The 19,126-nt window shown below is 73.7% G+C and carries 21 protein-coding genes; 8 read left to right on the top strand and 13 right to left on the bottom strand.

What is annotated here, in order from left to right; all coding sequences use genetic code 11:
• The first annotated feature begins 87 nt into the window (after positions 1-87).
• Positions 88-1,458, top strand: a complete 1,371-nt coding sequence (locus ACIBTX_RS17465; RefSeq protein WP_396832725.1) for an MFS transporter — start codon at positions 88-90, stop codon at positions 1,456-1,458.
• Between the two features lie 56 nt (positions 1,459-1,514).
• On the opposite strand, the gene ACIBTX_RS17460 is transcribed toward ACIBTX_RS17465, so the two are convergent.
• Positions 1,515-1,934, bottom strand: a complete 420-nt coding sequence (locus ACIBTX_RS17460) for a YchJ family protein (RefSeq protein WP_396832724.1) — start codon at positions 1,932-1,934, stop codon at positions 1,515-1,517.
• Positions 1,935-2,031: 97 nt separating this feature from the next.
• Between ACIBTX_RS17460 and ACIBTX_RS17455 the strand changes: the two genes are divergently transcribed.
• Complete coding sequence (locus tag ACIBTX_RS17455; RefSeq protein ID WP_357121618.1) at positions 2,032-2,745, top strand: MBL fold metallo-hydrolase; 714 nt, start codon at positions 2,032-2,034, stop codon at positions 2,743-2,745.
• An 89-nt stretch (positions 2,746-2,834) separates the two neighbouring features.
• Here the strand turns inward: ACIBTX_RS17455 and ACIBTX_RS17450 are convergent, their stop codons facing one another.
• The 4 genes from ACIBTX_RS17450 to ACIBTX_RS17435 form a co-directional block, all read right to left on the bottom strand.
• The gene (locus ACIBTX_RS17450; protein WP_363660717.1) at positions 2,835-3,941 is read right to left on the bottom strand and encodes a magnesium and cobalt transport protein CorA; all 1,107 of its coding nucleotides are present in this window, start codon (positions 3,939-3,941) and stop codon (positions 2,835-2,837) included.
• A 105-nt stretch (positions 3,942-4,046) separates the two neighbouring features.
• Entirely contained in the window at positions 4,047-4,658 is a 612-nt protein-coding gene (locus ACIBTX_RS17445; protein WP_396832723.1) for a class F sortase, read from the bottom strand.
• Positions 4,659-4,746: 88 nt separating this feature from the next.
• Positions 4,747-5,241: a hypothetical protein gene (locus ACIBTX_RS17440; protein WP_357172197.1), complete on the bottom strand. Its 495-nt coding sequence runs from the start codon at positions 5,239-5,241 to the stop codon at positions 4,747-4,749.
• 334 nt (positions 5,242-5,575) lie between these two features.
• Positions 5,576-6,403: a metalloregulator ArsR/SmtB family transcription factor gene (locus ACIBTX_RS17435; protein ID WP_357121630.1), complete on the bottom strand. Its 828-nt coding sequence runs from the start codon at positions 6,401-6,403 to the stop codon at positions 5,576-5,578.
• Positions 6,404-6,475: 72 nt separating this feature from the next.
• Here ACIBTX_RS17435 and ACIBTX_RS17430 point away from each other — a divergent pair, with 72 nt between their 5' ends.
• Entirely contained in the window at positions 6,476-7,774 is a 1,299-nt protein-coding gene (locus ACIBTX_RS17430; RefSeq protein WP_357392710.1) for a lycopene cyclase family protein, read from the top strand.
• A gap of 10 nt (positions 7,775-7,784) precedes the next feature.
• On the opposite strand, the gene ACIBTX_RS17425 is transcribed toward ACIBTX_RS17430, so the two are convergent.
• Both ACIBTX_RS17425 and ACIBTX_RS17420 read right to left on the bottom strand, forming a co-directional pair.
• A complete protein-coding gene (locus ACIBTX_RS17425) occupies positions 7,785-8,894 on the bottom strand; it encodes a serine hydrolase domain-containing protein (RefSeq protein WP_357392692.1) in 1,110 nt (369 codons plus the stop codon).
• Between the two features lie 56 nt (positions 8,895-8,950).
• Entirely contained in the window at positions 8,951-9,679 is a 729-nt protein-coding gene (locus ACIBTX_RS17420) for a tyrosine-protein phosphatase (RefSeq protein ID WP_357392693.1), read from the bottom strand.
• An 83-nt stretch (positions 9,680-9,762) separates the two neighbouring features.
• Between ACIBTX_RS17420 and rnhA the strand changes: the two genes are divergently transcribed.
• The gene (gene rnhA / locus ACIBTX_RS17415; protein ID WP_357172202.1) at positions 9,763-10,236 is read left to right on the top strand and encodes a ribonuclease HI; all 474 of its coding nucleotides are present in this window, start codon (positions 9,763-9,765) and stop codon (positions 10,234-10,236) included.
• Here the strand turns inward: rnhA and ACIBTX_RS17410 are convergent.
• From ACIBTX_RS17410 to ACIBTX_RS17400, 3 genes are all read right to left on the bottom strand, one after another.
• Entirely contained in the window at positions 10,233-10,475 is a 243-nt protein-coding gene (locus tag ACIBTX_RS17410) for a preprotein translocase YidC (protein ID WP_357121644.1), read from the bottom strand. The genes rnhA and ACIBTX_RS17410 overlap by 4 nt on opposite strands.
• Positions 10,476-10,639: 164 nt before the next feature.
• Positions 10,640-11,503 (bottom strand): pentapeptide repeat-containing protein, encoded by an 864-nt coding sequence (locus ACIBTX_RS17405; RefSeq protein ID WP_396832722.1) that lies wholly within the window; start codon positions 11,501-11,503, stop codon positions 10,640-10,642.
• 76 nt (positions 11,504-11,579) lie between these two features.
• A complete protein-coding gene (locus ACIBTX_RS17400; RefSeq protein WP_357121650.1) occupies positions 11,580-12,671 on the bottom strand; it encodes a hypothetical protein in 1,092 nt (363 codons plus the stop codon).
• Between the two features lie 163 nt (positions 12,672-12,834).
• Between ACIBTX_RS17400 and ACIBTX_RS17395 the strand changes: the two genes are divergently transcribed.
• Positions 12,835-13,443, top strand: coding sequence for a hypothetical protein (locus ACIBTX_RS17395; RefSeq protein WP_396832721.1), 609 nt, complete (start codon positions 12,835-12,837; stop codon positions 13,441-13,443).
• A 54-nt stretch (positions 13,444-13,497) separates the two neighbouring features.
• A complete protein-coding gene (locus tag ACIBTX_RS17390) occupies positions 13,498-14,100 on the top strand; it encodes an MBL fold metallo-hydrolase (protein WP_396832720.1) in 603 nt (200 codons plus the stop codon).
• Positions 14,101-14,129: 29 nt separating this feature from the next.
• Here ACIBTX_RS17390 and ACIBTX_RS17385 read toward each other — a convergent pair whose 3' ends face one another.
• Entirely contained in the window at positions 14,130-14,945 is an 816-nt protein-coding gene (locus ACIBTX_RS17385) for a helix-turn-helix transcriptional regulator (protein ID WP_396832719.1), read from the bottom strand.
• Between the two features lie 70 nt (positions 14,946-15,015).
• On the opposite strand from ACIBTX_RS17385, the gene ACIBTX_RS17380 reads away from it, so the two are divergent.
• Both ACIBTX_RS17380 and ACIBTX_RS17375 read left to right on the top strand, forming a co-directional pair.
• Complete coding sequence (locus tag ACIBTX_RS17380; RefSeq protein WP_363660724.1) at positions 15,016-15,732, top strand: SDR family oxidoreductase; 717 nt, start codon at positions 15,016-15,018, stop codon at positions 15,730-15,732.
• Positions 15,733-15,977: 245 nt separating this feature from the next.
• Positions 15,978-17,009 carry a PHB depolymerase family esterase gene (locus ACIBTX_RS17375; protein WP_357121665.1) on the top strand — a complete coding sequence of 344 codons (1,032 nt, stop codon included), beginning with the start codon at positions 15,978-15,980 and terminating at the stop codon, positions 17,007-17,009.
• An 11-nt stretch (positions 17,010-17,020) separates the two neighbouring features.
• Here ACIBTX_RS17375 and ACIBTX_RS17370 read toward each other — a convergent pair whose 3' ends face one another.
• Both ACIBTX_RS17370 and ACIBTX_RS17365 read right to left on the bottom strand, forming a co-directional pair.
• On the bottom strand, positions 17,021-18,451 hold the full coding sequence (locus ACIBTX_RS17370; protein WP_357172207.1) for a DUF6297 family protein: 1,431 nt from the start codon (positions 18,449-18,451) through the stop codon (positions 17,021-17,023).
• Positions 18,448-19,071, bottom strand: coding sequence for an ABC transporter ATP-binding protein (locus ACIBTX_RS17365; RefSeq protein ID WP_355049939.1), 624 nt, complete (start codon positions 19,069-19,071; stop codon positions 18,448-18,450). Before ACIBTX_RS17365 ends, ACIBTX_RS17370 begins: the two co-directional genes overlap by 4 nt.
• Between the last annotated feature and the right edge of the window lie 55 nt (positions 19,072-19,126).

Genomic DNA, 19,126 nt, shown 5'->3' with positions numbered 1-19,126 from the left:
ATTGATCCCGCCCCGTAGGCCACACCCGTGGGCCACCGCGGACACCGCACGTCCGGTGTCCGCGTCCACTCCCACGGGAAGGCCCCCATGAACCATCTCGCCGCGCGCGTGCCCGACCCGGCGGTGCGCCGCCTCTCGGCGACCCTCTACGGGTACGCGTTCCTCAGCGACCTCGTCCTGCTCTACCCGCTGTACGTGGTGCTCTTCGCCGACACCGGCCTGTCGGTGGGGCAGATCTCGTCGCTGTTCGTCATCTGGTCGGGCGCCGGAATCCTCTTCGAGGTGCCGTCCGGCGCGTGGGCCGACTTGGTCTCCCGCCGGCTGCTGCTGTGCCTCGCCCCGTTGGTGACCGCCGCCGGCTACGCGCTCTGGGTGCTGCTCCCGTCGTACCCGGCCTTCGCGGTCGGTTTCCTGCTCTGGGGCGCCGGCGGCGCGTTGGTCTCCGGCGCGCTGGAGGCACTGGTCTGGACCGAGTTGGCCCGCCTCGACGCCAGCGACCGGTACGCCCGCGTGCTCGGCCGCGCGCGCACCGCGGGCGTCCTGGGCGTGGTGGTCACGGGGGTGCTTGCCGGCCCGGTGTTCGCCGCCGGTGGGTACCCGGCGGTCGGCGCGGGCAGCGTGCTCGCCTGCCTGCTCGCCGCGACCGTCGCCACCCGGTTCCCCGAGCACCGCCCGCCGCCGGACGCGCCACCGCCGGACGCGCCACCGCCGCCTGTCGCGTCCGCCTCCGTCGCCCTGCGACCGCCCGTCGCCCCGCCACCGCTCGTCACCCCGGACGACGACGCGCCGCCGGTCGTGGCGTCCGGTCCGGACGACCACGACGACGAGCTGACCTGGACCGGGACGCTGCGGGCCGGTGTGCGGCAGGTCCGTACGCGGCCACCCGTGCGGGCCGCCGTGCTGCTGGTCGCCGTGGTGGCCGCCGACTGGGGAGCGCTGGACGAGTACACGCCGCTGCTGGCCCTGGACACCGGCGCTGACGCGCGGGCGGTGCCGCTGCTGCTCCTGTTGCTGTGGGCCGGCGTGACCGTGGGCGGGCTGCTCGCCCCGGTGGGCGAACGGCTCGGCCGTCGGGGCTACGCCGCGCTGCTGGGGCTCGTCGCGCTGGCGCTGGCCGGGGGCGCACTCGTCCGGCACCCGGCCGGTTTCGTGCTGCTCGCGGTGGCGTTCGCGGCCGCGCAACTGGCGACTGTCCTGGCCGACGCGCGACTACAGGCCCGGATCACCGGCGGCAGCCGCGCCACCGTCACCTCACTGGCCGGGATGCTCACCGACGTGCTGATCATCGGGACGTACGCCGGGTACGGGCTGGTCGCCACGGCGGCCGGCAACGCGGTCGCGTTCGCGGTGGCCGCCGGGGCGTACCTCGTGGTGGCGCTGGTGGTGCGGGGTCGCCGACGCCGCCCCGCGGCCGTGCGTGACGACGTCGCCGCGACCGGTGCGCGCGGCCCGGGGTGAGGTCGTGGCCCGGCGGCGGTCCCGCCGTCGGCCGTCGTCGTAGGTCGGCGGGGCCGTCAGGACAGTTCGCCGTCGAGGTAGACCCAGCGACCGTCCGTGCGGACGAAGCGGCTGCGTTCGGTCAGCGTGCCCGGCCGACCGGCCTCGCGGTAGTGGGCGTGGAACGTGACCGTGCCGGTGGCGTCGAGCAGACCACCGCGCTCGGTCTCGACGATCTCCAGCCGGGTCCACCGCTGTGCCGGGTCCAGTTCCAGCCGTTCCGGCCGGGTGTCGGAGTGCCAACTGCGCAGCAGGTAGCCGGTGTCGTTCCGCGCGAACGCGCTGAACCGGGAGCGCATCAGCGCCTCGGCGGTCGACGCCTCGGCGGTGCCGCCGTGCACGGGGGCGCAGCAGTCGGCGTACGCCCCGCCGGACCCGCACGGGCAGCGCCCGCCGGTCGTCGCGTCCGCCCGCCGGCCTCGTCCCGCTCTGCCCACCGGCCCATCCTGCCGTACCCGCCGGCCGGCCGCGAGAACCGGTCGCCCACGCGTCGACGGACAGTGATGGTCGACGATCGCCCCTAGAATCCCCAACATGACGCGTTCCCCGGCGGTGTCGCTCGCTCCGAACGTCTGGCGCATCCCCACCGTGGGGCGCTCGGCCGTCAACTCGTACGCCTTCGTCGACGACGACGGCAGCGTGACGCTCGTCGACTGCGGGCTGGCCAAGGCCCCGGCCCGGATCGTGCGCGGGCTGGCCGCGATGGGCAAGACGCCGGCGGACGTCACCCGCATCGTGCTCACCCACGCGCACCCCGACCACGCGGGCGGGGCGGCCGAGATGTCCCGCCGTACCGGCGCGCCGATCGCCGCGCACGCCGCCGACGTCCCGTACGCCGAGGGCGGCCACAACCCACCGGTGGACCCGGCGGTGACCGGCGGCCGGTTCTTCACCCGGATGGCCGGCGGCCGGTTTCCGGCTGTCCAGGTGGCGCAGCCGCTCGCCGACGGCGACGTGCTCGACGTCGGCGGTGGCCTGCGGGTGGTGCACACCCCCGGGCACTCGCCCGGTCACGTGTCACTGCTGCACGAGCCGACCCGACTGCTGATCACCGGGGACGCGCTGTTCAACGTGCTCGGCGTCCGCTGGGCCCCGAAGCTGTTGTGCAGCGACTACCGGATGACGCGGCAGACCGCCCACGTCTTCGGGGAGTTGGAGTACGACATCGCGGCGTTCACCCACGGCCCGGAGCTGACCGACCGGCCCCGGGAACGGATCCGCGCCTTCCTCGCCCGCCGCCGATCCTGACCCCTCGCCGATCTTGCACTTGCTGTCCCCGCATTGCCGGCAAAGGGTGTATGTCGGCGACCGGAAGTGCAAGATCGCGGGGGAGGGGGTCAGAGCCAGCCCGAGCGGCGGAACAGGCGGTACAGGGCGAGCGCGGCCACCGCCATCAGGGCCAGCGCGCCCGCGTAACCGTAGCGCCAGGCCAGCTCGGGCATGTGATCGAAGTTCATGCCGTAGACGCCGGCGATGCCGGTCTGCGTGGCGGCGATCGCGGCCCACGCGGCGATCTTTCGCATGTCGTTGTTCTGCTCGACGGCGAGCTGCGCCAGGCGGGACTGCACGATCGAGGTGAGCAGATCGTCGTACGCGGCCACCCGGTCCACGGCCCGAGCCAGCCGGCCGTCGACGTCCACGAACCAGCGGTGCAGGGCGCGCGGCGGTCCGTCGCCGGTCGGGTCGAGCAGTGTCCGCAGGGGCGTCTGGAGCGGAAGCACCGCCCGCTTGAACTCCACGACCTCCCGCTTGAGCTGGTAGATGTGCTGAATGTCGGCCGACCGTTCGCGGGCGAAGACCGCCTCCTCGACGCGTTCCAGATCGCGCTCCACGTGCCCGGCCACCTCCAGGTACGTGTCGACCATGCGGGCGCAGACCGCGTACGCCACCGCCCAGGGACCGGCGGCCAGCAGCGCCGGCCGGCGTTCGATGTCGGCGCGGACGTCGCGCAGCGCCCCGGCCGCGCCGTGCCGCACGGTCACGGCGAAGCGGTCACCGAGCAGCACCATCACGTCACCGGTGTCGATCACCTCGGACGTGTCGGTCAGCTCGGCGTGCTCCACGTACCCGGCGGTCCGCAGCACCAGCAGGGTGACCGGCCCGTGCCGCTGCACCGTGGGCCGGTGCCCGTCGGCGAGCGCCTGCTCGACGGTCAGCTCGTCCAACCCGAAGGTGCGCCCCACCGCGGCGAGCACCGCCGGCCCCGGCTCGTGCAGTCCGAGCCACACGAAGGCGTCGCGGGTGCGCCGGGCGCTCGCGTACGCGTCGTCGTAGTGCGGTCGGCCCGGCTCGCGGCGACCCTTGACGTACACGGCGCAGTCGACCACGGCGTCCGGATTGGACCGCCGGGGGGCGGGAGTCTCGCCTCCGGGACGGCCGAGCAGTCGACGGGCCAGGGCGCGTACGCCCCGACCGGCCCGGTCCCGTACCGCTCGCTGATCCACGACGCGCCCCCTCCCCGCGCACCGTCGCGGCCACGGCGCTCGCAGGGCATGGTGCCACCGGATTCTGCCCAGCGGCGTCCGGCCCCCGACAGTGGGGCGCTCACCTCAGGCGGTACGGGTGGCGAAGACGACGATGTTGTCCACGTAGTTGCCGGTCGCGTCGTCGAACCGGCCGCCGCAGGTGATCAGGCGCAGTCCGGCGACGTCCCCCGGGCCGTAGACCAGGCCGCTGGGGAAGCGGTCCTTCGGGTACGCGTGGACGCCGTCCACGGTGAACGTGGCGACCCGCGCGTCGGCCCGGGTGACCTGGATCTCCTGGCCGGCGCGCAGGCGTCCGAGGTCGAAGAAGACCGCCGGGCCGGCGGGGGAGTCGACGTGTCCCACCAGGACGGCGTTGCCGGTCTCGCCGGGGCTCACTCCGTACCGGTACCAGCCGGCGAGGGTCGGCCGGTCCAGGGGCGGCACCTCCAGCACCCCGGCGGAGTCAGCACCGACGGCGACGATCTCGGCGCGTACGTCGATGGCGGGGATCCGCACCCGGACGGGCGCTGCATGGGGGAGGGGGGCCAGGTCCGGTCCGGGACGGGTGCGGGTCGGCGCGTCAGCCGACGGCCCGGGTGGCCGCTCCGGGTCGGCGGTGAGGCCAACCGTGATCAGCCCCAGCCCGCTGACGCCGAGGAGGGCGACCACGGCCGGCAGGCTTCGCCGCCACCACACGTGCGCACCTCCGTAAGGGCTCGTCGGGGTGCCCGCGCCGGTCGTACCGGCACGGGCACCCGACCTCTTGGGATGGAGCGGTCGCCGGTCAGGCGACGGTCGACACCGGGCGGCGTCGGCGTACCAGCAGCACCGCGCCCGCGGCGGCCGTGCCGAGCAGGGTGCCTCCGGCGGCGAGCGCGCCCGCGTCGCGTCCGTCCCGGTTGTCGCCGCCCGAGCCGGCCGGGGCGCCGCCGATCGGGGTGACGGCGAAGGTGGCGCTGCCCGCCGAGCTGCCGTCGCCGCAGGTCGCGGCCACCGTGTACGTGCCGAGGGTGAACCCGGCGGTGAACAGTTCGGCGCTGAGCCCGCCGCCCGCGGCGGCCGTGGTGGATCGGACGTTCTCGTCGCGGTTGGGTCCGGTGACCCGGAAGATGACGTCACCCGACTTCGGGTTGCAGGTCGTCGCGGTGAGCACGACGGTTCCTCCGACCGGGGTGGTGGCCGGTGACACGACGGTGTCGGCCAGTGCGGCGCCCGGCAGCAGGAGCGTGCCGAGACCCACGCCGAGCGCCGCCGAGCAGAGTGCTGTTGAGACCTTCATACGCGTCTTCCCTCACTTTTCGTCCGCTGACTGCGTGGGACGTCGTTCGGGTGGCCAACTCCGTGACTAGCACCGGTGTGCCCAACACTAGGTGGGTTGGGACCCCGATCAGGTGAAAATGAGAAACCTTCGTTGCCGTCACGTGTCCACCCGAAGGCGGGGGAGAGCAGCCCTTGGGCCTGCACGGACCGACCGGCGTCGGTGCTCCGGTCGATGTCCGCTGCGGTCGGGCTGTCACCCCTGGGCCGATGGCGAGGTATCGGCTCCGGCGGCGCCAATGCTCCTCATCGCGCGCGCGTGGATCGGCGAGGGCGGGGCCTGGATCAGCGAGGCGTCAGCCGGCCTGGGTCGGCGCGGCGATCGGCTCGCCGGTCTCAACGAGGGTCTTCAGGCTGGCCAGCAACTCCGGCCAGCCGCCGCTGCCGTCAAGTTGGCCGCTGATGGCCCGGTGCATCTCGCTGTCCGGGGAGAAGCCGTCGTGGCGGACGATCAACCGGACGGCCGACTCCCCGTGCGGCTCGATCTCGAAGGTGACCGTCGATCGGCGCTCGCCCAGTCGGACGGCCAACTCCTCGGGGGACCAGCCGAAGTGCTCGGCGTGTTCCGGCTGGAAGCCGTGCCAACTGTAGGAGAGGCGTCGGTAGGGCTCGGCGACCAACACGCGCTGGCCGAGATCCCGGGGTTCGACGTCGGGCGCGTCCTGCCAGAGCACGGGCGCGCCGACCGTCCAGTCGGACACCAGCGCGACTCCGCCCCAGTAACGGCGGGTGAACGCCGGTTCGGTGAGCGCGGCCCAGAGACGTTGCGGCGTGGTGGCGACATACGTGGTGTAGACGAACGTAGGGCTCTCCATGGGCTGTTGCTCCAATGCTGTGGTCAGGTCGGCGAGCGCGGCGGCACGCTCCCGGTCGTAGCGGCTGAGCCAGCGGTCCGCGATCGCGTTTATCGGAGCGGCGTTGAGGTAATGGACCTTCTCGCGGCCGCGTCGTTCGGTCGCTACGAGGTCGGCCGCCTCCAGCACCGACAGGTGTTTGCTGACGGCCTGACGGGTCATGGACAGCCCTTCGCAGAGCTCCCGCAGGGTCTGGCCGTTGCGGTCGTTGAGCCGGTCCAGCAGTCGACGCCGGCTGGGGTCGGCCAAGGCCCGGAACGCGTCGTCCACGACTCTCCCTCGACAGGGAACCGAACAGTTACCTGTGCACCATAGGCAACCAAATGGTTGCGTGTCAACGCGATGGCGGCGCGTGGTCGAATCGCACCGTGTGGCAGCGTGGGGCGGGTGACCGATCCCGCACGGCTCGACGTCGACCTCGCGCTGCTCGGCGGCGGGGGCGCCGCCTCGCTGCTGCTCGCCGCGCTGGACCGGCACGGCGTCCGGGGCCCGCGGATCGCCGTCGTCGACCCGGTCCGTCGGCGCGGTCAGGACCGCACCTGGGCGTTCTGGGGCCACCCCGACATCGACCTCGACCCGCTGCTCAGCGCGAGCTGGCACCAGGTCGAGGTGGTCACGCCCGCGCGGCGTCGCGTCCTGGACCTGACCCCCCTGCGGTACGCCATGCTGCGCTCCGGCCCGGTCTACGACCGGGCTGCCGAGGCCGAGCGCCGGCTGGACGTGACGCGGATCGCGGCACCCGCCGACGTGGTCCGCGACGACGGGACCGGGGTGGTCGTGCGCACCGGCGACGGGCGGGAGATCCGGGCCGGCTGGGCACTCGACTCCCGCCCCCGGCCACCGGCCCGCGCCGGGCGGACGACCTGGTTGCAGCACTTCCGTGGCTGGTGGCTGGAGGCCGACCGGCCGGTGTTCGACCCGCGGCGGGCGGTGCTCATGGACTTCCGCACCCCGCAGCCCGCCCGGGGTGTCTCCTTCGGCTACGTGCTCCCGGTGAGCGACCGGTACGCCCTCGTCGAGTACACCGAGTTCTCGCCCGACCTGCTCACCGACGCCGGCTATGACACGGCGCTGGCCGGCTACCGCGACCTGCTCGGGCTCGACCCGGACGGGCTGCGGGTCCGCGAGGTCGAGAACGGGGTGATCCCGATGACCGACGCGCCGTTCCCGGCCCGGCCCTCCCCGCGCGTCGTACGTCTCGGCACGGCCGGTGGCGCGACCCGGCCCTCCACCGGCTTCACCTTCTCCGCCATGTACCGCCAGGCCGACCAGGTGGCCCGCGCGCTCGCCGCCGGCCGGCCGCCGGTGCCGGCCCCCGCCTATCCGGCCCGGCACCGCTGGATGGACGCGGTGGCGCTGCGCGCGCTGGATTCCGGTGGCGTGGGCGGGCCCGACTTCTTCGACCGGCTCTTCGACCGCAACCCGGCCGAGCGGGTCCTGCGCTTCCTCGACGGCGTCACCACCCCGGCCGAGGAGATCGCGATCATGAACTCGACCCGGCTCCTGCCGATGATCGCCGCCACGGCCGGCGACGCCGCGCTACGCCTCCGCGACCGCCTGCGGCCCGCCCGTCCGGCTCCGGCCATCCCGGCGGCCGTGGTGGGCGGTCCGCAGCGACCCGTCCCCGACCCGGAGAACTGACCCGACCCGGTCAGCGTCGGGCCGACACCGCGTCGCGAATCAGCACCCGCAGGTCCTCCATCGGGTCACCGTCGCCGGCCCCCAGCAGGGTCTTCGTCGCCGCGACCGTCAACCCCAGCTCCGGGTACGCGTACGCGAGGCTGCCGCCGCTGCCGGCCGCGCCGAACGAGCCGTCGTCGTCCACCGCGTACCCGAGGCCCCAGGTCGTCTCCTGCCCGAACACCCACTCCGGGCCGGGCGGCCCGTCCGGCGTCGTCACGGCCCGGAGCCGGGTCGGCGAGATCAGCCGGACGCCGTCCACCTCACCGATCAGGGCGGCGAGCATCCGCGCCGCGGCGCGGGCGGTCATGGTGCCGGTCGCCGGCACCTCGGCGGTGAGGACGTCGGCCCGGCCGCCGACCTGCGCGCCTGGACGGACGCCGGGCGGGGCGACCCGGTCGAAGTTCGGCAGGTTGGCGCTCGCGAAGTCGAACAGCGCCGACAGGTTGCGGTCCTCGACCCGGGCCAGCCGGTCCAGGTCGGCGGCCGGTACCGCGAGGTACAGCTCGTCCGCGACGCCGAGCGGCCCGGCCACGTCCTCGGCGAGCACCGCCGAGACGCGCCGGCCCGTCACCCGGCGCACCACCTCACCGACCAGCCAGCCGAACGTCCACGCGTGGTACGCCTTCACCGCGCCCGGCGCGGCGATCGGTTCGGCGTCGGCCACGATCGCGCACATCCGGTCCCAGTCGGTGAAGTCCTCCGGCGTCACGTCCACCGGCAGGGCGGGCACACCCGCGGTGTGGGTGAGCGCGTGCCGCAGGGTGACCCCGTCCTTGCCGTGCCGGCCGAACTCCGGCCACACGTCGACGATCCGCAGGTCGTAGTCCAGCTCGCCACGCTCGACCAGCACGTGCACCACGGTGGCGGTGAGGGCCTTGCCGGTCGACACGCTCCAGATCGGGGTGTCGGCGGCGAGTGCCCGGCCGGTGGCCCGGTCGGCGGGCCCGGCGTGCACCTCGAGGATCGGCTCGCCGTCGAGGTAAGCGGCGACCTGCACCCCGGACTCCCGCCCGGCGGCAATCAGCTCGTCGATCGTGCTTAATACGTCGGCTCGCAGGCCGTCCCAGTTTCCGTCCACGACGGTCGACTCTGACAGACCGGGCCACGGTCGGCGCGCGATTTTCGGCGACCGTCCTACCCGGTGAGGAGGCGGTCACGCAGCCGGGCGGTCAACGCCTCGTCCACGCCGAGCCGGTCGGTGGCGTAACCGACAACCGATCCGTACGCGTCAGTCAGATCGGCCAGGAAGTGCCGGATGATGGCCTCGGGCGCGCGACCGTACCCGGGCCAGAGCAGCTCACGGTCGGGGTTCAGCGCCTTCCAGTCGGCGATGAGGCGCGCGGTGGCCAGCTCGGTGAGCGCGAAGTCGGCGGCGGTCTGCTCCTCGTCGACGCCGAGCAGGGCGAGCAGCAGCGCGGCCAGCAGGCCGGTGCGGTCCTTGCCGGACGCGCAGTGGAAGACCAGCGGTGCCTCGGCGGCGGCGATCACCTCCAACGCCTGGCGCAGCTCGGCGGCCCCGTCCTCGGCGACCTCGGCGTACCGGTCGGCGAGGTGGCGCCACGGATCCACCGTCGGGTCGATCGTGGCCTGGTTGTAGGGGCGGTGCTCCACGCTGAGGTTGTGCCAGGCCAACCCGTCAACCTGCGGCGCGCGACCCCGTGCGGCGATTTCCCACGGATATCGCAGGTCGATCACCGTGCCGACGCCGAGGGCGTGGAAACGGTCCAGGTCGGCGCCCGCCAGCTTGCCCAGCGAGTCCGAGCGGTAGAGCAGCCGCCAGCGGACCGTACGCCCGTCGTCGGTGCGGTAACCGCCGAGATCGCGGAAGTTGTGCAGACGGTCGAACGCCACGTGCCGCTCCATCCGGCCGACCCTAGTGCCTTCGATGTCGCCGCGCCGGCCCCCGAACGGCCGGCGCACGGTCGCCGCCCGGTAGGTTGCCTGCCATGGTGGACGTGGCGGCCGGCAGGGGCGTGCAGATCTGGACCGACGGGGCGTGCAGTGGCAACCCCGGGCCGGGCGGCTGGGGGGCGCTGCTGCGCTACGGCGACCACGAGCGCGAGCTGTGCGGCGGCGAGGCCACGCCGACGACCAACAACCGGATGGAGCTGATGGCGGCCATCCAGGCGTTGGAGAGCCTGAACCGGCCGGTCACCGTCGAGTTGCACACCGACAGCACGTACGTGCGCAACGGCATCACGAGCTGGCTGGCGTCGTGGAAGCGCAACGGCTGGCGGACCGCCGCGAAGCAGCCGGTGAAGAACGCCGACCTGTGGCAGCGGTTGGAGGCGGCCTGCGAGCGCCATGAGGTCACCTGGCTGTGGGTCAAGGGGCACAACGGCCACCCGGAGAACGAGCGCGCGGACGGTCTGGCCAACAAGGGCATGACCGAGGCGCGCGCCGCGCTGGCGAGCCGCTAGCCCCGGCGGGTCGCGTCGGGGTGTCCCGGCATGCTCGAGCCGCCGCCGCTGCTGCCGGACGAGCCCCCGGCGACACCCGAATTGTCGCCCTCGGTCACGATGTCCGGCCGCTCGTCGGTGTCGGCCGGCGCGGGGACCTCGGTGTCCGTCTCGACCTGCACCAACGGCACCTGGCCGGCCTCGTCCTCGCTGTGCTGCGGGTCGCCCGGCAGCTCACCGTCGCGCTTTCGGTAGCCCACGCCGTGCCTCCCGTCGATGCCGGTCCGCGTCGGCGGTGGCTACCCGGCGCGTCACCCACGAAACCTCGTCCGCCGGCCGCTGCCGGCTCGGCGGCCGGGGTTGTCGGCGACGGGGTGCTCGGCCGGCGCGGGATCGGCCGGCGGACGCGGACCTCGTACCGTCGTCAGCGCCGCCGCCCACGGCGGCTCGCAGCCGGGGCGCGCACCGGGGTGAGCGCGAGCGCCGTCCAGTGCGGCGGCCGGGTCAGCGTCGCCGGCAGGGCCGTGCGCGCGTCACCGCGCGCGGCGTCGAGCTGCGCCTGGTGCAGGAACAGCGTCGTCCGCAGGTCCGCGCCGCGCAGGTCGGCCCCGCGCAGGTCCGCACCCGTGACATCGGCCAGCGCGAGGTCCACGCCGCGCAGGTCGGCGCCGATCAGCAGCGCGCCGCGCAGATTGGCCCGGCGCAGGTCCGTCCGACGCAGGTCCACGCCGAAGAGGTGGGCGCCCCGCCGGTCGATGCCCCCGGGAGCGCGCGCCGCGTCGCTGGCGCGCGACAGCAGCGGGTTGACCCGGGCCCGGTGCGCGTCGACGTCCACCGCGCGCAGGCGAGTCGGATCGCCCTCGGTGAGCCCGGTGATCTCGACGCGGGCGCGGTCCAGCTCGGCGCGCAACCCGGCCGAGGGGCCCAGCGACAGCGCCTCGGTGAGATACCAGAGCAGTTCGTGCAGCGGACGCAGCACCCGGAACGCCTCGGCCATCGCCGGCAGGGTCTCCGGAGCGTCCCGCCAGTCCCGCCCACCGAAGGTGACCTGCGCGACCTGCTGCCCCGCGCCGAAGCAGTCGAAGACGGTGCAGCCCGCGAATCCGCGCTCCCGCAGCTCCGGGTGGATGCCGCAGCGGTGGTCCGGGCGCAGGTTCGGGCAGGCCCGCCCGGCCGGCTTGTCGATGGCGAAGTCGGCCGACGCGGCGAAGGCCGGCACCACGCAGCACAACCCGAAGCAGCGCGCGCAGTCGGCCCGCAGCGGCGTCGGCCCGGGGCTGGGCGGCACGGGCACACTCCTCCTGGTCGGTGGCACGCGGGCGGTCACCAGTGTCCCGCCCGGCACCCGACGAGTCGAAGCCGGGTCACCCTCCGTGCGTGTCGCCGGCCGCCGCGGCACGAGGAACGGGGGTACGCGGACCCTCCGGCGGCGGCACCAGTCGGCGAACTGCCCGCTGCCCGTCGCCGTGCCCGTACTTCTGGTCGAAGTGCCGGGCCACGACGGCGGCCGGCGTCCGGTCGCCGTCGGCCGGCTCAGCCAGCGCGAACACCGCTGGCATCGCTCCCGGGCGGGGCGGCAGGACGGCGCGCACGGTCAGCGGGCCGGTCACCCGGAACGCCCGGCAGTCGACGTAGTGCTGCCCCTCCACCGTCACGTAGGGCACGCGCACTTCGACGACGTCGGAGTCCTCGTGGCGCAGAGTCACGGTCACCGACCAGTACTGGTCCAGGTTCGAGGTCTCCCGCTGGTGCTCCCACAGCTCCTCGAAGCGGGAGTGCACGAATCCGCCCCACGGGCTGTCCATGTCGACCTCGAGCTGGGGCACGTTGAACGACAGCTTCCCGATCGGGAAGAACGAGATCAGCGCCCGACTGTCCCACTGGTAGAGCTGGATCGACGGGGACGCGTCGTAGAGCCGTACCTGTAACCGGTGCCGCACCGCCGGATCGAGGCCGTCGGAGAACGCGGCGAGGTGCCGCAGGTTGGTACGGATCTGGCGCGGCACATCCACCCGCTGCCGCTCCAACTCCTCGGAGCGTTGCTGCGCGGCCGTGCAGTCGGGATCGAGCAGGAGCAGTTGGACGTGGGCGCCGTTGCTGAGCGCCGCGCGTACGGCGTCGAAGGTCTCCTCGCGGTGCCGCTGCTCCAGCAGGATCGTCCAGGTGTCGAGGATGCGGACCCGGCGCGCCGAGCGGCGCAGGCGCGTCACGAACGCCGCCTGGTCGAAGCTCAGGTGCTCCTGCACCCGGGCTTTGCGGGCCTCTTCGAACAGCGGATCGAAGATGACGTACGAGATGGCCGCGAGCACGACGCTGGACCCGAGGTTGAGCAGCAGGTCGCTGAGGAAGCCGGCACTGCGCCAGGCGGCCACCAGCATCACCAGCGCGACACCGAGCAACGGCCCACCGACCACGAAGGCGCGTCGCTGGCGGCCCCGCCCCGCCCACTTGGGCATCCGGTCCCCTTCCGTCGTGGCCCATGCCCGCCGAGATGCGGAGGATACGTGCCGGCTTTGCCGCTCGCTGTCCCGTTCGCGACCGGCGGTTTCGTCGGTCGGGCCCGCTGTGCCACTCGTAGGGTGACGGTATCGGAGTCGGGCGAGCGCGGAAGGTGACGGTGTGGACGACGCGGAACGCGAGAAGGCGCTGTTGAGCGTCCTCAACACCGAGCACTACGCCCTGCAGACGTCCCGCGCCGGCACGATCGACGAGGCCACCGGGCGTGCCACCATCTTCCTGTCCGTGCTGTCGGCGGCCCTGATCGGCCTCGGCTTCGCCGCCGGCAACGACCAGGTGGTGCGGCCCTATCTGGGCGCGGTGCTGCCGACCCTGGTGATCATCGGCGGGCTGACGTTCCTGCGGTTGGTGGAGACCACCGTGGAGAACTCGCTGGACATGAAGCGCATCCAGCGCATCCGCGCCTACTACCACCACCGTCTCGCCAGTGAGCACGACTTCTTCGCCGACGCCGTGGCGTCCGACGACAGCGCGGATACGGCGCGGATGCTGGTGGGCACCCGGCCCGGACGCTGGGAGTTCCTGCTCACCACGGCCGCGCTCGTGGGCGCGGTCAACGCGGCACTGGTCGGGTCGGGCGTGGCCCTGGCGCTCGGCATGGTCGAGGGCTGGCACTGGCTGATGGTCGTCGCCGGGGTGGCGGTCGCGCTCGCGGCGTTCGGAGCGCAGTTCCTCTACATCGTCCGCATGTCACCGGGGCGACGGCGGTGACGGTGCTGCCGTCGACGGTCAACTCCGGGGCGAGGGCGCGGGTACCGTCGTCGGATGCGGATCACCCGATTCACGCACTCCTGCGTCCGCGTCGAGCAGGACGGCGCGGTGCTGGTGATCGACCCGGGCACCTGGAGCGAGCCGCGCGCGCTGGTCGGCGCGGACGCCGTCCTGGTCACTCACGAGCACACCGACCACGTGGACGTGCTGCGGCTGGCCGGGCTCGGCGTGCCGGTGTACGCCCCCGAGGGGGCCCGGCTGCCCGACCTCGCCCCGCTGCCGGTCACCCGGGTACGTCCGGGGCAACGCTTCACCGCCGCCGGCATCCCGGTGAGCGCCCACGGCGGCCGGCACGCCGTGATCCACGAGGGTCAGCCCGACTGTCCCAACCTCGGCTATCTGGTCGGTGACGGGCTCTACCACCCGGGCGACTCGGTGCACGTGCCGGACGAGCCGGTGCACACCCTGCTCGTGCCCGCCCAGGGGTCGTGGCTCCGCCTCGACGAGGCGATCCGCTTCGCCCGCGCGGTGGGCGCCGAGGCCGCGTACCCCATCCACGACGCGCAGCTCAACGATCGTGGCCTGGCAAGTGTGGCCGGCTGGTTCGCCGAGACCATCCCCGGCTACCGCCACCTCGCCCCGGGCGACACCGCCTGAGCGACGCGGCCGTCCGCGCGTCCGTCGTTTCAGATCGCCTGCGTGGCCAGCCCGCGCAGGGCCCGCGCAGCAGGTGATCCGGGGTCGGCCGTCATCAGGACGACTTCCTGGTCATCCTCGGGCACGAGCAGGACGTCGCAGTTCAACCGCAGCGCACCGGCCGCTGGATGGTCCAGGGTCTTGGTGCGATGCCCGGGAGCGTGGACCGGACGCGCCGCCCAGATCTGCCGGAACTCCGCACTGCCGGCGTGCAGTTCGGCCAGCAGCGCGGCCAGCTGCGCGTCAAGCGGGTAGCGGTCCGCGGCGCGGCGCAGCCGTGCCACCACGATGTGCCCGAACTCCTCGGCGCTGGAGCTCTCGTACATCCGCCCCTGGCCCAGGAAACGGCGTCGGGCCAGGTTCGTCGTCCCGCCTCCAGGGTCGGCGCCGAGCAGTGCTCGGGCCAGCGGATTCCAGGTGACAACGTCGTACGCCGCGTCCGTGACGATGGCAGCGGTCTCCGGCAGCCGCTCCAGCATCCGGGCCACGTGCGGGCGCACCCGCCGCACGGCGCTGACGCCAGGTGGCGCGCTCGAACCGGCCAGGCGGAACAGATGGCTGCGCTCGGCCGGCGTGAGCCGCAGCGCGCGGGCCAGCGCGTCCAGGATCCGGGCCGACGGCCGCGGCCCCCGCGCCTGCTCCAGCCGCGTGTAGTAGTCGACCGACATGTGGGCGAGCTCCGCCACCTCTTCGCGGCGCAGACCCGGCGTGCGGCGGTCGGTGCCCGTCACCGCCAGGCCGATATCGCCCGGACGCAGGGCCGCCCGGCGGTCCCGCAGGTAGTGCGCCAGCTCCTGCCTCGCCATGTCGCCTCCTGAACTGCCTGGTACCGGCTGTCCCTGACAGAGCACCCCCCGACCAGGGAAGACTCGCGTCATGGATGAACGCACAGCTCTGGTCACCGGTGCCAACAAGGGCATCGGCAAGGATATCGCCCGACTGCTCGCGGCCGAGGGTCTCACCGTGTACGTGGGCTCCCGTGACCCCGGGCGCGGGCAGCGGGCCGTCGAGGAGATCGGAGCCGGAGCCCGTCTGCTGATCCTGGACGTGACCGATCCCGACGCCGTCGCCGAGGCCGCGGCTCAGATCGACAGCTTGGACGTGCTGGTCAACAACGCCGGCATCTCGCCGTCCCTCGATCCGCCGACCGGCGCCGGCATCGAGGAGTACCGGCACACCTACGAGACCAACGTGTTCGGGGTGGTGACAGTGACCAATGCCTTCCTGCCCGCCCTGCGCCGGTCCCCGAGTCCGCGCATCGTCAACATCTCCAGCGGCACCGCGTCGCTGACCTGGAGCACCACCCCCAACCCCCAGTTCACCCCGGGAAGCGGGGCCGCCGCCGCCTACCGGTCGTCCAAGGCCGCTCTCAATGCCCTCACCGTCCTGTACGCCCAGACGCTGGCGGAGGACGGCTTCAAGGTCAACGCGCTCGCCCCCGGCCTGCGGGCCACCGATCTCAACCCCCGGGCCGCCGCTGCCGGCGGTGACCCGGCCGAGGCCGCGCAGGGCGCCCTCCGCCTGGCCCTGCTGCCGGACGACGGCCCCACCGGTGGCTTCTTCTCCTGGGACGGAACGCCCGTGCCCTGGTGAGTCATTGGCGCCGCCGCCCGCTCGCCGACGCCGTCCGCGCGGGGGTCCTGATGCCCCATTTCCGGGGCAGCTCGACAGGGCCCGGATGGAACCTCGGCAGGCGCGTCGCCACGACCCTCGTGGGTGGGCCGCGCACACACCGGCATCGACAAGCGTGTCGGTCGGGCTCATGTCGGGTGTGGTCCACGTCACGGTAGCTTCGGCGCGCGTCGACGCCCCCGCCGGCGCTGCCGAGGAGAGCGTCCATGACCACACCGCGCAGAGCCGTCACCGCCCTGACCGCCGTCCTGCTGCTGATCCTGACCGTCGCGGCCCCCGCCCAGGCCGCCACCCCCGCCACCACGACCCCGGTGTCCGGGTCGCTGGGCACCTACAACATCTCCGGGGTGTACGTGGCCGGGGTGTCCTCCGGTGGCTACCTGGCCACCCAGCTGCACGTCGCCTACTCGTCCCGGATCCGGGGCGCGGCCGTCTTCGCCGCCGGGCCCTACTACTGCTCCCAGAACACCGTCGCCCAGGCGCTCTACGGCTGCGGTGACAACATCTACCCGACGAACGTGTCGGCGCTGGAGACGTACACCCGCACCTGGGCGTCGTACGGCTGGGTCGACCCGGTCGGCAACCTCTCCGGTGACCCGGTGTACGTGTTCCACGGCAACAACGACACCGCCGTCAAGAAGTCCGTCACCGACGACCTGGTCCGCTACTACCAGCGCTTCGGCGCCAGCGTGCAGTACGACAGCGGCTCGGCCGCCGGTCACGCGTGGGTAACCCCGTACGGCACGCTGGGATGTACGGCGACCGCGTCGCCCTACCTGAACGACTGCGGCACCGATCCGCAGAACGCCCTGCTGCGCAAACTGCTCGGCGGAGTCAACGCGCGCAACACGGGAGCGCTGGGCGGCACGCTTGTGCGCTTCGACCAGAACACGTTCGCCGTCAACGGCTGGGCCAACGGGTTGAGCATGGACGCCAACGGCTACGCGTACGTCCCGTCGGCGTGCGCGGTCGGCCAGTCGTGCCGGCTGCTGGTCGCGCTGCACGGCTGTGTGCAGGGGGCCGGGTCGGTGGGTACGGCGTTCGTCGACCGGGCCAACCTCAACCAGTACGCGGACACCAACAACCTGGTCGTGCTCTATCCGCAGGCCGGCACGGCGCTGAGCAACCCCAACGGCTGCTGGGACTGGTGGGGCTACCTGGGCGCGACCAACTTCCCGATCAAGGGCGGCGCCCAGCTCGAAACGATCATGAACATGGTCCGCCGTCTGGACGGCTGACGGCGACGGCCTCAGCCCAGGAACAGCTGGAGCAGGACGACCACGGCGAGCAGCGCCGGCCCCCGGGAACCCTGCCGCAGCAGGTCGACCGGGACCATTCCGAACGGCGTGTTGACCGTCGCGCCGCCGTAGTCGATCGGCGGGCGGGTGCCGGCCCGGAAGGCGGCGGCCACCACCCCGAGCACCAGCGTCGGCGCGAGCCAGGTCGGGCCGGCGTCGACGCTGGGCAGGCTCGGCAGGGTCAGCAGCCACCACAGGCCCGCGCCGATCGCCGGCACCACCACGTGGACGCCGCGCAGGAGAGCGTCGCTGCCGCCGAGCGCCCGGCGCAGTCCGGCCGACCGGCTGACCGCGCGCAGCCCGCCGGTGAGCCGGTTGACGGCGAGATAGGCGAACACCACCTGCGCGGCCCCGGCCAGGCCGGGCAGGGCGAGCGCGGCGGCGTACTGGACACCGACGAGACCCGCCCAGATCAGCAGCGCGCTGGGGTGCCGGCGCAGTCGTCGGACGTCCGCCTGGAGCAACGCCCACCAGCCCGGACCGGGCAGGAACCGGCTGCTGCGGACCCGGCCGACCCGCCGCCAACGACGGCTCTCCACCAGGCCGGTCAGCAGGCTCGGGTCGAGCAGGATCGTGGCCGTGGCGGCGGCGTTGGCGAACTGCGCGCCGGTGGTCAGGGTGGCCCGGTCGACGACGGGCAGCGCGCGTACCGCCAACACCGTGGCGACGACCGCGAGCGGCACGGCGACGGCGACCAGCGCGATGGTCGGCGTCGACGACGGCCGGGGCAGTCCCTCGCCGAGGCGGCCGATGAGCACCACGACGGCGGTGATGACCGCCGCGGCCACCATCGGGACCGCGCCGGCCAGGGCCGGCCACCGCCGTCCCGTCCGGCTGCTCTGGGCGACGACGCTGAACGCCAGCGTGGCGGCGCCCCATCCCGCGCCGGCGGCGGCCGCCCAGCCCAGGGTCGCCGGGTCGCTGACACCGCCGAGCGCCGCTACGGCCACCCCGAGCGCGGCCGTGCCCACCGCCGCGCCCGCCACCAGGACCGCGAGGCGCGGCGCCAGCCAGGCCCGCCGATCGATCGGCGCGCTGGTCACCCAGCTCTGGGTGGCCGGGGTGACCAGCAGCGGGCCGAACGCGCGCAGGCCGCGCCAGACGAGCCCGGCGCCGGCGAGCAGCGCGGCGAGGGCCAGCCACCACCGCACCCCCGGCTCGGCCTGGCCCACCGTGGGGGAGTCCAGCATGTTGCGACTGGCGCTGATCGCGAACCAGCCGTACATGCCCACGAACAGCACCATGACGTAGGCGTCGCCCAGCACATCGCCGAGCGAGTGCTCGTGGTGGCGGCGGCGGGCGCGGCGCAGGTGCGTACGGACCTGTCGGGCCGTGGGCAGCCCGGCGGGCGCTTCGGCGATCGTGGTCGGCGCGGCCGTCACCGGCCGATCTCGATCCGCTCGTCCACGACCGCGTCGATCAACTCCGGGTCGTGCGAGGCCATCAGCACGGTGGTGCCGGCGTCGCGTTCGCGCCGCAGCCGGTCGGCGAGCCACTGCCGTCCGGCGACGTCGAGGCGCTGTTCCGGCTCGTCGAGGATGAGCACCCGACGCGGCCGGACGAAGCAGGACGCCAGCGCGAGCCGGCGGCGCTGCCCGCTGGACAGGGTGACCGGGAGTTGATCACGGGCCGGTTCCAGGCCCAGCTCGGTGAGCACCTCCTCGACCGGCTCGGCGTTGCCCCCGTGGGCGTACGCGACCAGCTCCAAGTGCTCGACCACGGACAGGTCGGGGAAGAAGTCGATGTCGTCCAGGGCGGCGGCCACCAGCGAGCGCACCTGCGGGTCGGTCTCGTCGGCCCGGTACCCGTGCACCCGCACCTCGCCCGCGTCCGGCCGGTCGGCGCCCACCACGCAGCGCAGCAGAGTGGTCTTGCCGCTGCCGTTGGGGCCCAGCACCACCGCGATCCGGCCCGGCGGCAGCGTGAAGGTCACATCGTCGAGCACGACCAGGTTGCCGAAGTTGCGGCTGAGTCCCCGCACCGAGAGAGCGTCCACGGTCACACACTCTCCCAGACCGACGCCACCGACCACGACGAGCGATCGACATCACGCCGAC

This window comes from Micromonospora sp. NPDC049359 (genome assembly GCF_044466585.1).
Taxonomy (GTDB): Bacteria; Actinomycetota; Actinomycetes; order Mycobacteriales; family Micromonosporaceae; genus Micromonospora.
Note: the sequence above shows the minus strand (reverse complement) of the source record. Positions and strands in the feature narration are given on the sequence as shown.

What these genes read in the sequence shown, in the direction of transcription:
- ACIBTX_RS17465 (WP_396832725.1), top strand. Translation starts at nt 88, where the DNA reads ATGAACCATCTCGCCGCGCGCGTGCCCGACCCGGCGGTGCGCCGCCTC.
- ACIBTX_RS17455 (WP_357121618.1), top strand. Translation starts at nt 2,032, where the DNA reads ATGACGCGTTCCCCGGCGGTGTCGCTCGCTCCGAACGTCTGGCGCATC.
- ACIBTX_RS17440 (WP_357172197.1), bottom strand. Translation starts at nt 5,241, where the DNA reads ATGAAGGTCTCAACAGCACTCTGCTCGGCGGCGCTCGGCGTGGGTCTC.
- ACIBTX_RS17430 (WP_357392710.1), top strand. Translation starts at nt 6,476, where the DNA reads ATGGCGGCGCGTGGTCGAATCGCACCGTGTGGCAGCGTGGGGCGGGTG.
- ACIBTX_RS17420 (WP_357392693.1), bottom strand. Translation starts at nt 9,679, where the DNA reads ATGGAGCGGCACGTGGCGTTCGACCGTCTGCACAACTTCCGCGATCTC.
- rnhA (WP_357172202.1), top strand. Translation starts at nt 9,763, where the DNA reads ATGGTGGACGTGGCGGCCGGCAGGGGCGTGCAGATCTGGACCGACGGG.
- ACIBTX_RS17400 (WP_357121650.1), bottom strand. Translation starts at nt 12,671, where the DNA reads ATGCCCAAGTGGGCGGGGCGGGGCCGCCAGCGACGCGCCTTCGTGGTC.
- ACIBTX_RS17390 (WP_396832720.1), top strand. Translation starts at nt 13,498, where the DNA reads ATGCGGATCACCCGATTCACGCACTCCTGCGTCCGCGTCGAGCAGGAC.
- ACIBTX_RS17385 (WP_396832719.1), bottom strand. Translation starts at nt 14,945, where the DNA reads ATGGCGAGGCAGGAGCTGGCGCACTACCTGCGGGACCGCCGGGCGGCC.
- ACIBTX_RS17380 (WP_363660724.1), top strand. Translation starts at nt 15,016, where the DNA reads ATGGATGAACGCACAGCTCTGGTCACCGGTGCCAACAAGGGCATCGGC.
- ACIBTX_RS17375 (WP_357121665.1), top strand. Translation starts at nt 15,978, where the DNA reads ATGACCACACCGCGCAGAGCCGTCACCGCCCTGACCGCCGTCCTGCTG.